Here is a 13,065-nt window from a genome sequence, read left to right on the forward strand (position 1 = left end):
CTGCGTTTGACGTCGGCAATAATCGGCTGGAGCTTGTCGAGAAAACAGTTAAACCAACCGGCCAACTCGCCCAGTTCGTCCTGTTTGGCGTACTCCAGGCGGCGGGTCAGGTCGCCTTCGCCACTGGCGATGTCCTTGAGCATGGCGGCCACCCCGAGAATCGGCTTGGTCACTCCGCGGGCGGTCAGCCACATAAGCAGCAGGCCGAGCAGCATAGCCACTAGACCGATCATCAGGGCTACTGCGCTGTCGCTGGTGCGCCGCTGGTCCAGTTGCTGTTCCAGTTGCAGGGCGGGGGCGAGCAGTTCCTGTTCGGGGACTTCGAGCAATACGCTCCAGGGCTTGGCCTCGGGAATCGGCTTGAACGGCTGCAGTACACGGAGCATTTCACCGTGCTGCAGTTCGGCGGCGGTGCCGCTATTGATCAACGGCAGTAACTCGCTGGCGTGCTCGCTGTAAGCCTTGTCGACTGACTTGCTGAGTAGGCTGGCATCACGGCTGTGGCCGGCCAGTAACGCCGCCGGGCTGAAGATACTGACGTGACCGGCACCGCCATAGAGCTCGCGATTGGCTTGCAGGCTCAGCTGTTGCAGGCTATCCAGGCTGATATCGAGACCGACCACGCCGATCACCTTGCCCTCCAGTTCGAGCGGGAAGGCGATGCTGGTCATCAGCACCTGCTGGCCGCCGACCTCATCGAAGTAGGGCTCGAGTACGCAGGTCTTGCCGCTGTCGCGCGGGCAGGTGTACCAGGCGTTGTAGGGGTCGCCGCTAGGGCCGGTCTTGGTGTCGTTGAGCATCTGCTCGTTCATCGACTCTGACTCCAGTTGACCCGGTTTGGCTTGCGACCAGTACAGCGAGAAACGGCCCTGGTCGTTGCTGCCCAGTTCGGCCTGATCGGCGAACAGTTCGTCCTTGCCATCTAGGCCGTTCGGTTCAAACACCAGGTACAAACCGAGTAGCGACGGATTGGCTTGCAGACTGGTGCGCACTTGCCGGGTCAGGTCTTCGCGCAGGTCGAAGGCATCGAGAAAGCGCTTTTCGGCCTGGTCGCGAAGAAACAGGATTTGCCGGGAGACACCTTTGCCGTACTGGTAGGTATCCATGAAGTAGCGCTGGATGCGAATCGCCTGCAGCTCGCCGCGTGCCTGCAGGCGCAGCTTGGCGCTGTCGGCCAGCATGCTGCTGCTGGAACTGCGCACCAGCTCGGCGCTGCGGGTGGATTGATAGAGCGAGGCACCGACCAGCAGCGTCACGATCGCCAGCAGGCACAGGCCGGCAAGCAGGGTTATTTTCCACTGGATCGAAAGACGGCTGAACGGCATGAAATGCTCCTTACGTTGTTGTTCTACAGATCGTCTATCGGCGCGGGTGAGGTTTTCTTGATCGAATTGACTGCGCCGCGACGAGATAACTGTGGCTTGTGGGGCTGGAGGCAGAGTGAAATGCTGGAATTATGCACGAGGTGATCAATATATCGCACGGAGTATTTTTGACAGCCCAGAGTGCTTGCGGCAGAGTACGCGACTTTTTCGGGGCGCTGCGGCGGTTGCCGGTCAGTCTTCTGCTTGGCTGCTGTGCGCCGCTGATCATGGGCATGCAGTCCGCCATCCGCCGACGCAGCCACCCATCTCGGATTTTTCCAGCAAAGCTTCATTAGGAGCGGTTCATGAATGCAGTAATCGCAGCGGTCGGCATCATGCTGATCCTCAGCCTGTGCCGCGTGCACGTGGTGGTCGCGCTGATCGTCGGCGCACTGGCCGGTGGTGTGCTCGGCGGCTTAGGGGTGGAAGGCTCGCTGACGGCGTTCAATCGGGGGCTTGGCGGCGGTGCCACGGTGGCGCTGTCCTATGCCTTGCTCGGTGCCTTTGCCGTGGCCATCGCCAAGTCCGGCCTGGCTCATGCGCTGGCCGACAAGGCCCTGGCTCTGGTCGGCCAACAGGATGCGCAGGGCGGAGGATTGCTCAAGTGGCTGTTGATCGCATTGCTGCTGGCGGTGGCGATTGCCTCGCAGAACGTGCTGCCGATCCACATCGCCTTCATTCCGCTATTGGTGCCACCGCTGCTCTATGTGTTGAGCAAGCTGCAACTGGATCGCCGGCTGATCGCCTGCGTGCTGACTTTTGGCCTGATTACGCCCTATATGTTTCTGCCGGTCGGCTTTGGCGGCATCTTCCTCAATCAAATCCTCCTGGCCAATGTGGCCAAGGCTGGGGTGGATGTGACCGGTATCAGCATCACCGAGGCCATGGCGATTCCGGCGCTGGGCATGCTGTTCGGCCTGTTGGTGGCGGTGTTGTTCAGCTATCGCAAGAAACGCGTCTATGACCTGGCGAAGATCGAGCAGGCCGAGCGTATCGACGTGGCCTACAACCCGCTGAGTCTGCTGGTGGCCGCTGTGGCGATTGGCGCGGCCTTCGTCGTGCAGTTGTGGCTGGACTCGATGATCATCGGTGCCCTGGTCGGCTTCGTGATCTTCTCGGTGTCCGGGGTGGTGCGCTGGAAAGAGGCCGATGGCCTGTTCACCGAGGGCATGAAGATGATGGCGATGATCGGCTTCATCATGATCGCCGCCGCCGGTTTCGCCGAGGTCATGAAGGCCACCGGCGAGGTGGAAACCCTGGTCGACAGCGCTGCCGAGTTGGTGGGGCAGGACAAGGCCATCGGCGCATTGCTGATGCTGCTGGTCGGTTTGCTGGTGACCATGGGCATCGGCTCGTCGTTCTCCACGGTGCCGATCATCGCCGCGATCTTCGTGCCGCTGGGCGTGCAGCTGGGTTTCAGTCCGTTGGCCATCGTCAGCATCGTCGGTACTGCCGGCGCCCTGGGCGATGCTGGTTCGCCGGCCTCGGACTCGACCCTCGGGCCGACCTCGGGGCTGAATGTCGACGGTCAGCACAACCATATTTGGGACAGCGTGGTACCGACCTTTCTGCACTACAACCTGCCGCTGCTGGTGTTCGGCTGGGTCGCGGCGATGGTGCTGTAAGCCAATAAGTACTGTTCAGGCTTGCCGTTTGCCGAAACAACAATTCAGGGCCGTTTGCGTTTACTGGACGAGCCCCGCGTTTAGCACTAAATCCAGTAGCGGTTGCGGATACACGCCAAGGAAGAACGCCAGCAGGGCGACGACCAGCAGCATGATGCCGCCCGCACGCTGGCCCCAGTTGAATGGCGCATCGTGGCGGCGCAGGTTGGGTTCGACCATGAACAGGGTGACCACCACCCGCAGGTAATAGAACACCCCGATCGCGCTACCGATTACCAGTGCGCCGAGCAGCCACCAGAGCTCGGCTTGTACGCCTACGGTGATGATGTAGAACTTGCCGATGAAGCCCGCGGTCAGCGGAATGCCCGCCAGCGACAGCATCATTACCGTGAGCACCGCGGTCAGGTAGGGACGGCGCCAGAACAGCCCGCGGTATTCGTAGAGCGCATCGCAGTCGCGGCCGTTGTAGGGCGTAGACATCAGGGTGACCACGCCGAAGGCGCCGAGTACGGTCAGCACGTAGGTGGCCAGGTACACGCCGACCGCTTCGACCGCCAGGCCCTCGCTGGCGATCAGGGCGACCAGCAGGTAGCCGAAGTGGGCAATCGAAGAGTAGCCGAGCAGGCGCTTGAGGTTGTTTTGCAGCAGGGCCAGCAGGTTGCCGAAGAGGATTGAGGCGATTGCGATTACTGCCAGTAGATCGTGCAGCGGCGGGCTCGCGGCGGCGGGTGAAAGCTGGAACAGACGCAGCAGCACGGCGAACACGGCGACCTTGCTGGCCGTGGCGAGAAAGGCCGCAACCGGTGCTGGCGCGCCTTCGTAAACATCCGGTGTCCACAGATGAAAGGGCACCAGCGACAGCTTGAACGCCAGGGCGACCAGCATCAGGGCCATGCCCAACTGCACCAGCGGGCCAGGCTGCGCGGCTGGCGCCAGGATGGTGCCGATTCCGGCAAAGCTGAGGCTGCCTGCATCGGCATACAGCAAGGCCATGCCGAACAACAGGAACGCCGAGCCAGCGGCCGACAGCACCATGTACTTGAGGCCCGCCTCCAGCGAGCGCTTGTTGAAAAAGGCATAGGCCACCAGCCCGTAAGTCGGTAGCGAGAGCAGTTCCAGGCCTATGAATAAGCTGGCCAGGTGCTGCGCGCTGACCAGCACCAAGCCACCTGCGGCGGCAATTAGCATCAGCAGGTAGAGCTCTTCGCGGTTACCTGGGTAGCCCTTACCCTGCTTCTCGCCGAGGTAGGCGTGGGCCAGGGTGAGGCAGGCGAGGGTGGCGACCAGTATCAGGGCCATATAGAAGCAGGCGAAACGATCCACCATCAGCAGCCCGGTGACCTGCAGCGGGGCGACCTGCAGCGCGGGCAGCAGTGACAACAAGGCCAGGTTGAGGCCGATCACCGAGAGTACGAAACTCTGGGTATGGCTACGTCGCCAGGCAATCCCGAGCATCACCAGCACGGCGGTGGCGCTGGTGACCAGCAGCGGCAGCAAGGCGATGAAATGATTCAGGGTCAGGTCCATGTGCGCTACCGGGCCGAAAGCAGTTGAGAGAAGGCCGTGGCCAGCCATTGCTGGACGCCGTGCATGCTCGCCGCCGAGGTGTCCAGCACCGGCTGCGGATAGACCCCGAGTAGCAGCAACAAGCCAATCAGGCCGAGCATCATCGTCAACTCGCGGCCACCCAACCCTCGCAGCGCTCCCTCGGCCTTGGCCGGGCCATAGAACGCACGCTGGATCATGATCAACGAGTACACCGAGGCCAGCACCAGACCGCCGGTGGCAATCACGGTGACCAGCGGGGCGACCTTGAAGGCGCCGAGCAGAATCAGGAATTCGCCGACGAAGTTGCCGGTGCCGGGCAAGCCCAGCGAGGCGGCGGCGAAGAACAGCATCACCCCCGGCAGATAATTCAGCCGGCCCCACAGGCCGCCCATCAGGCGCAGGTCGCGGGTGTGCAGGCGTTCATAGAGCTGGCCGCAGAGGATGAACAGCGCCGCGGCGGAGAGACCATGGGCGAGCATCTGGATCACCACGCCTTGCAGCGCCAGCTGAGTGCCGGAGTAGATGCCGATCAACACGAAGCCCATGTGCGACACGCTGGTGTAGGCAATCAGCCGTTTGATGTCGGTCTGGGCAAAGGCCAGCAGGGCGCCATAGACGATGCCCAGTACTCCGAGGCCCATGGCGATCGGAGCGAACTCGGCCGAGGCATTGGGGAACAGCGGTATGCCGAAGCGCAGCAGGCCGTAGGCCGCGGTTTTCAACAGGATCCCGGCCAGATCGACGGAGCCGGCGGTGGGTGCCTGGGCGTGGGCATCCGGCAGCCAGGAGTGCAGCGGTACCACTGGCAACTTGACCGCGAAGGCGATAAAAAACCCGAGCATCAGGGTGTATTCGACTGCCGGGTCCAGCTTGGCTTGCAACAGCCGGGCGTAGTCGAAGGTCAGCACGCCACTGCTGTGGAAGTTGGCGAATACCAGGCCGAGAATCGCCACCAGCATGATCAGGCCGCTGGCCTGGGTGTAGATGAAGAATTTGGTCGCCGCATTGATCCGCGAGGTCTTGCCGTCCGCCGCACTGTGGCCCCACAGGGCGATGAGGAAGTACATGGGGACCAGCATCATTTCCCAGAAGAAGAAGAACAGGAACAAATCCAGGGCCAGGAACACGCCGATCACGCCGCCGAGGATCCACATCAGGTTGAGGTGAAAAAAGCCGACGCGCTGCTGGATTTCCTGCCAGGAACAGAGCACCGAAAGCACCCCGAGCAGCCCGGTGAGCAGGATCATCAGCAGCGACAGGCCGTCCAGCGCCAGGTGCAGGCTGATGCCGAAGCGCTCAATCCATGAGTGTTTGAATTCCAGCTCCCAGGTCGGCTCGCGGCCACCGCCCGGTGCCAATTGGAAGTCGCCCTGCTGCCACAACCAAAGGCCGATCAGCAGCACCAGGGCCATGGTCAGCAGCGCCAGCCAACGCGGCAGGGTGCTGCTATGGCGCTCGGCCAGCCAGCAGAGCAGGCCGCCGATAAAGGGAATCAGGACCAGCCAGGGCAGAATCACGTGGTCACGCTCCTTGGTTGCATGATCAGAGCACCTTCAACAGGGCGAGCAGCAGTACGCCGCCGGCAACCAGGGTTGCGGAATACCAGCGTAACTGGCCGGTCTGGCTGCGGCTGAGTAACAGGTGCAGGACCCGGGCCAGGCGCGGCAACAGGCCGATGCTGCGGTCGAACGGATCACGCCGCAGCACCCGGCAGAGCCACAGGTAGGGCTTGACGAACAGCCGGTCGTAGAGCCAGTCGAAGCCCCAGGCGGCGAACCACCAGGCACTGAAGAAACGCCCTGGCGCACTGGCGGCCAGCCGCTTGGCCAGTCCGCGCTGGCCGAGAAACAGGGCTGCGGCAGCAGCGATGCCAAGCATGGCGATCAGGCCGGAGAACAGTTCCAGGCCGTGCTTACCTGCGCCTCCGGCATGCCCGGCGCTGTCTGGTAGCACTCCGGCCAGTGGCGGCTCGATCAGCGCGCCGACGAAGGTCGACAACAGCATCAACAGCGTCAGCGGCAGCCAGTAGGCGATGCCCTTGCCCGCATGGGCCTCGGTCTGTTGCGGGCCGTGGAAGACGATGAAGATCAGGCGGAAGGTATACAGCGAGGTCAGCACGGCGCCGAGCAGGCCGGCCAACAGCAGCTGCTGGTTACCGCTGGCCAGGGCTTCCCAGAGGATTTCATCCTTGGAGTAGAAGCCAGCTGTGACCAGGGGTAGGGCGGCCAGTGCCGAGCCGCCGACCAGGAAGCACAGGTAGGCCAACGGCAGGGGCTTGCGCAGTCCACCCATCTTGAAGATGTTCTGCTCGTGGTGGCAGGCGACGATTACCGCGCCAGCAGTGAGGAATAGCAGGGCCTTGAAGAAGGCATGGGTCATCAGGTGGAAAATCGCCGCCTGCCAGGCGCCAACGCCGAGCGCGAGGAACATGTAGCCGATCTGGCTCATGGTCGAGTAGGCGAGAATGCGCTTGATGTCGGTCTGCACCAGGGCGGCGCAACCGGCCAGCAGCAAGGTTACGCCGCCGACCATGCCGACCAGCCCCAGGGTCAGGGGCGTGAGGCTGAACAAAGCATGGCAGCGGGCGATCAGGTAGACCCCGGCGGTGACCATGGTCGCCGCGTGGATCAGCGCGGAGACCGGGGTCGGCCCGGCCATCGCGTCGGCCAGCCAGGTCTGCAAGGGCAGTTGCGCCGACTTGCCCACCGCGCCGCCGAGCAGCAGCAGGGTCGCGGTGGTTAACAGCGGATCGCCACTGGCGAATTTCTGCGGAGCCAGCAGCAGTATTTCCTGGATATTCAGGGTGCCGAAGGCATGGAACAACACGAACAGGCCCAGGGCCATGAACACATCGCCGATGCGGGTGACGATAAAGGCCTTGAGCGCCGCCCCGCCGTTGGCCGGGTTACGGTAGTAGAAGCCGATCAGCAGGTAGCTGCACAGGCCCACGCCTTCCCAGCCGAAGTACAGCAGCAGCAGGTTGTCGCCGAGCACCAGCAACAACATGCTGGCGATAAATAGGTTCATATAGGCGAAGAACCGCGAATAACCTTCCTCGCCGCGCATGTACCAGGAGGCAAACAGGTGGATCAGAAAGCCCACGCCGGTGACCACGCCGAGCATGGTCAGCGACAAGCCATCCAGATGCAGGGCGACGCTCGGGGTAAAGCCATCTACCGCCAGCCACTGCCATAACACCTGAACATAAATTCCCTCGACCGGCATGCCACTGAGAAATTGCCAGCCGGCGAACAGGCTGAACAATGCGGCCAGACCCACCGAACCAACGCCGATCAGCGCCGTGAGATGTTCCGGGAAGCGCCCACGGGAGAAGGCCAGCAGGCAAAAACCCAACAGGGGAAACAGCAGCGTCAGGTAGAGAAGGTTCATCCGTGCATCTCACTGGCAGCGTCGATGTCCAGGGTGTGAAAACGGCGGTACAGCTGCAGCAACATGGCCAGGCCGACGGCCGCCTCGGCAGCCGCCAGGGTGATCACCAGGATGAACATCACTTGGCCATCGGCCTGTGCCCAGCGACTGCCGGCGACGATAAAGGCCAGGCCGGCGGCGTTCATCATGATTTCCAGGCTCATCAGTACGAAGAGGATGTTGCGCCGAACCATCAGGCCGACCAGGCCCAGGCAGAACAGCACACCTGCCAGCGCCAGGCCGTGTTCCAGCGGAATGGAGCTGATCATGGTTGCGCCTCGGATCGACCCAGGTGGAAGGCGACGACCAGTGCCGCCAGGAGCAGTAGGGACGCCAGTTCGACCACCAGCAGGTACGGGCCGAACAAGCTGATACCGACGGCCTTGGCCGCCACTGTCTGGCTGCCCAGTACGGCGCCACTAGGTGTGCCGAACAGCGTGTAGAGCAACTCGCCGAGCAGCAATAACGCCAGCAGCGCCGGCCCCAGCCAGATGCCCGGGGTCAGCCAGTGGCGCTCCTGTTCGATGGCCGCTGGGCCGAGGTTGAGCATCATCACCACGAAGACGAACAGCACCATGATCGCCCCTGCGTAGACGATGACCTCCAGGGCGCCAGCGAAAGGCGCGCCGAGGGCGAAAAAACACATCGCCACCGCTAGCAGCGAGATGATCAGGTAGAGCAAGGCGTGCATCGGATTGCGGTTGCTGATCACTCGCAGGGTCGCGAGTACCGCGATACCGGCAGCGAAATAGAAGGCGAACTCCATCAGCGGCTCCTCGGCATCATGGCAACAACCCCTTGACGTTGACCGGCTCGGCCTCGTTTTGCGCGGCGCCTTTGGGTTTGCCGGCGATGGCCAGGCCGGCGATACGGTAGAAGTTGTAATCCGGGTACTTGCCGGGGCCGGCGATCAACAGATCGTCCTTCTCGTACACCAGTTCCTGGCGCTTGAACTCGGCCATTTCGAAGTCCGGGGTCAGCTGGATGGCGTTGGTCGGGCAGGCCTCTTCGCACAGACCGCAGAAAATGCAGCGCGAAAAATTGATGCGGAAGAATTCTGGATACCAGCGGCCATCGGCGCTTTCAGCCTTCTGCAGGGAGATGCAGGCCACCGGACAGGCCACCGCGCAGAGGTTGCAGGCCACGCAACGCTCCTCGCCGTCCGGGTCGCGGGTCAGCACGATGCGACCGCGGTAGCGCGGCGGCAGGTACACCGGTTCCTCGGGATATTGCAGGGTGTCGCGCTTGCGCCAGGCATGGGCAAAGATCATTGCCAGGCTGCGCAACTGGGTGAAGGTGCCCTGCAGGATGTGCCAGATATAGCCGAACATACTGGTTCTCCCTAGTCGGCGGCGGCCAGCACCAAAGCGCCGGTCACCAGTAGGTTGAGCAGGGTCAGAGGCAGGCAGAAGACCCAGCTGAAGCTCATCACCTGGTCATAGCGCGGCCGCGGGATGGCGGCGCGCAGGAGGATGAACAGCATGATGAAGCACCCGGTCTTCAGGACGAACCAGGCGAAAGGCGGCAGCAACGGACCATGCCAGCCGCCGAAGAACAGGGTCACCAGCAGCGCCGAGATCAGCACGATACCGATGTATTCGCCGACGAAGAACATGCCCCATTTCATCCCAGCGTATTCGATGTGATAGCCGTCGGCCAGTTCCTGTTCGGCTTCCGGCTGGTCGAACGGGTGGCGGTGAGTGACCGCCACTCCGGCAATGAAGAAGGTACAGAAGCCGAGAAATTGCGGAATGATGAACCACAGGTGCTGGTGCTGGTATTCGACGATGTCGCGCAGGTTGAATGAACCGGCCTGGGCTACCACGCCCATCAGCGCCAGGCCCATGAACACTTCGTAGGACACCGTCTGCGCCGAGGCGCGCAGGCTGCCGAGCAGGGCGAATTTGTTGTTGCTGGCCCAGCCGGCGAACAGCACCGCATACACCGACAAACCGGCCATGGCAAAGAAGAACAGCAAACCAATATTGAGGTCGGCCACGCCCCAGGTCGGGGTGATCGGCACCACCACGAAGGCGATCAGCAGCGCGCTCATGGCCATAACCGGCGCCAGGGTGAAGATGAACCGGTCGGCGAACGGCGGTGTCCAGTCTTCCTTGAAGAACATCTTGAGCATGTCCGCGGCGATCTGGAACATGCCGAACGGGCCAACCCGATTGGGTCCGTAACGATCCTGCCAGAGACCCAGCAGACGTCGCTCGACCCAGCTGAGCAGGGCACCGCAAATCACCACGCTGAGCAGAATCACCACGGCCTTGAGTACCGCGAGCACGATCGCGAGCAACTCGGGTGTCAACCAGTTCATGGCGTCGCCTCCTGCAGCGCAGTTACCACGGCGCCAGCGATCACTGCCGGAATCCCAGGCAAACCGACAGGCAGGCCGATCAGGCCAGTAGCCAACTCGTCACACACGCGCAACGGCAGACGCAGCACCTGAGCGTCTATGGTGAGCGCTACTAGTGCGCCATCGCCCAGTCCGAGGCGCTCGGCGTCGACCTCGCCCACTGCCACATAGGGCTGCGGGATGCGCGTCTGCAGCGGCGCGGCGCGGGCGGAGGTTTCTTCACTGCCGAACAGGTGATGCAAGGGCACGGCCTGCCAGGTCCCAGGTGCTGGCTCGAACGCGGCAGGCACGCCGAACCAGGGCAGCGCGTCACCCTTTGCCTCGATCAGGCGCACGCCCGGATCGCCGGCGCGCAGATGGCCGCCGACTTCGTCCTGGAACTTGTTCCACGCCTGCGGCGAGTTCCAGCCGGGTGACCAGGCAAAGGGAATCTGCTGCCGGTGTTCCTGACTGCCGGAATAGCCTTCCATGGAGAAGGCCAGGGCCGAGTCCTGATCCTGCGGCTGGCGTGGCTCATGCACGCTGATATTGGCGCGCATGGCGGTGCGGCCGCTGTAGCGCAAGGGTTCGCGCGCCAGCTTGAGGCCTTTGATGCGGAACGAGGCATTCGGCGCGGCTTCGCCGATTCGGGCCAGCAGCCTGTTGCTGGCCGCGCAGGCGGCGGTGACTTCATCCAGTCGGGTCCAGTCGACGGGCTTGCCGAGCAGGGTGCTGTGCAGCGCATGCAGCCAGCGCCAGCTCTCGCGCACCAGCACCTTGGCGTCGTAGTAGGCGGGATCAAATACCTGGAAAAAACGCTGGGCGCGGCCTTCCTGGCTGACCAGGGTGCCGTCGGCTTCGGCAAAGCTGGCCGCGGGCAGCAGCAGGTGAGCTTTGGCGGTGGTGGCCGTGTGTTGATGGTCGGCGACTATCACCAGCTTGGCGGCCTGCAGCGCGGCGTCGACTCTGGCGCTGTCGACGCGGCGGTAGAGGTCGTTTTCCAGCACCACCACGGCATCGGCCTGACCGCTGGTCAGGGTCAGCAAGGCGGCGTCCAGCGATTTTTCTTCGAGCTGTTCACCCAGCAACAGCGCCAGGCCCATGCTGTTGGCTTCCGCCACGACCAGGCTGATGGAGGCGTTTTTCCCACGGTTGTGCAGGGCGCTGGCGATATTCGCGGCCGCTTCGATCAGCGCTGTGCAGCCCAGGGAGGCACCGCAGACCAGCAAGGGTCGCTCGGCCTCGAGCAGGGCCGCGGCGATGCGCTGCGCCAGGTCGATGGCTTCGCCCGGCAAGCCCAGTACCGCTGGCGCCTTTGGGTCGATGGCGTGGGCCACGGCGCAGCCCAGGCGCGCCAGGTCGGTTGGGGCGGCATGCACGCACTCGGCGGCGATGTCATCCAGGCGAGTGGCCGTGACGCTGGCGATAAACAACGGGTGCAATGCCCGTTGGCCAACGTTCTGCACAGCGGCATTGTGCCATGACGGAATGTGCAGCGCGGCGGCCATGGCAGTGGCCTTGCCTTTCACCGCCTGGCGCAGGGCCAACGCGAGCCGGGCGGCGGTCTGGGTCAGATCTTCGCCGAGGATGAACACGGCATCGTGGCTTTCCACGTCGCGCAGGGTCGGTGCCGGCAGCGGCCCGTTCAGCAGCAGATCGCGGATCAGGCGCAGGTTTTCCAGCTCTGCGGCGCCAATGCCGCAATAGTAGTTTGCGCTGCCGACCAGCTCACGCAGGGCGAAGTTGCTCTCCAGACTGGCGCGGGGCGAGCCAATGCCGATCACCTTGCGCGGCTTGAGCAACGCCGCAGCCTGATCGAGGGCCGAGTCGAGGCCCATCTTCATCTTGCTCAGCATCATCATCGGCTGGCGCGGGCGGTCTGCGCGGTTGACATGGCCATAGCCGAAACGCCCACGGTCGCAGAGAAAGTACTGATTCACCGCGCCATTGAAGCGGTTTTCGATGCGGCGGATCTCGCCGTAGCGCTCGCCGGGACTGATGTTGCAGCCGAGCGAGCAGCCATGGCAGATGCTCGGCGCGAACTGCATGTCCCACTTGCGGTTGTAGCGGGCTGAGTGGGTCTTGTCGGTGAACACCCCGGTCGGACAGACCTCGGTGAGGTTGCCGGAGAACTCGCTTTCCAGCACCCCGTCCGCTACGCGGCCGAAATACAGATTTTCATGGGCGCCATACACGCCCAGGTCGCTGCCGCCGGCGTAGTCCTGGTAATAGCGCACGCAGCGGTAGCAGGCGATGCAGCGGTTCATTTCGTGACCGATGAAGGGGCCCAGGTCCTGGTTCTGGTGAGTGCGTTTGCTGAAGCGGTAGCGCCGGCGGTTGTGCCCGCTCATCACCGTCATGTCCTGCAGGTGGCAGTGGCCGCCTTCCTCGCACACCGGGCAGTCATGCGGGTGGTTGGTCATCAGCCACTCGACCACGCTGGCGCGGAACTGGCGGGCTTCCTCGTCGTCGATGGAAATCCAGCTGTTGTCGCTGGCCGGGGTCATGCAGGACATCACCAGGCGCCCACGCGTATCGTTCTCGTCGCTGAACTGCTTGACCGCGCACTGCCGGCAGGCGCCCACGCTGCCGAGCGCCGGATGCCAGCAGAAATAGGGAATATCCAGCCCCAGCGACAGGCAGGCCTGGAGCAGGTTAGCCGCACCATCGACTTCGAATGCTTTGCCGTCTACGTGAATAGTGGCCATTTCTTCAGTCTTCTTATGCCCATGGGAGTGGGCGGGCTAAGGTCATCGTT

At 63.3% G+C, this 13,065-nt stretch carries 9 protein-coding genes and 1 pseudogene; 1 reads left to right on the top strand and 9 read right to left on the bottom strand.

Translation table 11 applies throughout. The annotated features are described in order from the left end of the window. Positions 1–41: 41 nt before the first annotated feature. Positions 42–1,325, bottom strand: a pseudogene (locus VCJ09_RS24790) (PDC sensor domain-containing protein); the annotation flags it as partial. Between the two features lie 344 nt (positions 1,326–1,669). Between VCJ09_RS24790 and VCJ09_RS11885 the strand changes: the two are divergent. Then, a complete protein-coding gene (locus VCJ09_RS11885; RefSeq protein WP_324734487.1) occupies positions 1,670–2,989 on the top strand; it encodes a Na+/H+ antiporter family protein in 1,320 nt (439 codons plus the stop codon). Positions 2,990–3,049: 60 nt separating this feature from the next. Here VCJ09_RS11885 and nuoN read toward each other — a convergent pair whose 3' ends face one another. Genes nuoN through nuoG form a run of 8 tightly spaced genes read right to left on the bottom strand, consistent with a single transcriptional unit; the run spans position 3,050 to position 13,015 of the window. Continuing rightward, the gene (nuoN, locus tag VCJ09_RS11890) at positions 3,050–4,516 is read right to left on the bottom strand and encodes an NADH-quinone oxidoreductase subunit NuoN (RefSeq protein ID WP_324734488.1); all 1,467 of its coding nucleotides are present in this window, start codon (positions 4,514–4,516) and stop codon (positions 3,050–3,052) included. 5 nt (positions 4,517–4,521) lie between these two features. Further along, positions 4,522–6,054, bottom strand: coding sequence for an NADH-quinone oxidoreductase subunit M (gene nuoM, locus VCJ09_RS11895; RefSeq protein WP_324734489.1), 1,533 nt, complete (start codon positions 6,052–6,054; stop codon positions 4,522–4,524). A gap of 25 nt (positions 6,055–6,079) precedes the next feature. Then, positions 6,080–7,927 (bottom strand): NADH-quinone oxidoreductase subunit L, encoded by a 1,848-nt coding sequence (nuoL, locus tag VCJ09_RS11900; protein WP_324734490.1) that lies wholly within the window; start codon positions 7,925–7,927, stop codon positions 6,080–6,082. Beyond that, a complete protein-coding gene (gene nuoK / locus VCJ09_RS11905) occupies positions 7,924–8,232 on the bottom strand; it encodes an NADH-quinone oxidoreductase subunit NuoK (protein WP_079204920.1) in 309 nt (102 codons plus the stop codon). Before nuoK ends, nuoL begins: the two co-directional genes overlap by 4 nt. Further along, positions 8,232–8,732, bottom strand: coding sequence for an NADH-quinone oxidoreductase subunit J (nuoJ, locus tag VCJ09_RS11910; RefSeq protein ID WP_079202007.1), 501 nt, complete (start codon positions 8,730–8,732; stop codon positions 8,232–8,234). Before nuoJ ends, nuoK begins: the two co-directional genes overlap by 1 nt. A 16-nt stretch (positions 8,733–8,748) precedes the next feature. Continuing rightward, on the bottom strand, positions 8,749–9,297 hold the full coding sequence (gene nuoI / locus VCJ09_RS11915) for an NADH-quinone oxidoreductase subunit NuoI (RefSeq protein WP_324734491.1): 549 nt from the start codon (positions 9,295–9,297) through the stop codon (positions 8,749–8,751). 11 nt (positions 9,298–9,308) lie between these two features. Next, the gene (gene nuoH / locus VCJ09_RS11920; protein ID WP_324734492.1) at positions 9,309–10,289 is read right to left on the bottom strand and encodes an NADH-quinone oxidoreductase subunit NuoH; all 981 of its coding nucleotides are present in this window, start codon (positions 10,287–10,289) and stop codon (positions 9,309–9,311) included. After that, on the bottom strand, positions 10,286–13,015 hold the full coding sequence (gene nuoG / locus VCJ09_RS11925; protein ID WP_324734493.1) for an NADH-quinone oxidoreductase subunit NuoG: 2,730 nt from the start codon (positions 13,013–13,015) through the stop codon (positions 10,286–10,288). The genes nuoH and nuoG overlap by 4 nt, the downstream gene beginning before the upstream one ends. Positions 13,016–13,065 lie beyond the last annotated feature (50 nt).

The sequence above is a fragment of the Pseudomonas paeninsulae genome (genome assembly GCF_035621475.1).
In the GTDB taxonomy this organism is placed as follows: Bacteria; Pseudomonadota; Gammaproteobacteria; order Pseudomonadales; family Pseudomonadaceae; genus Aquipseudomonas; species Aquipseudomonas paeninsulae.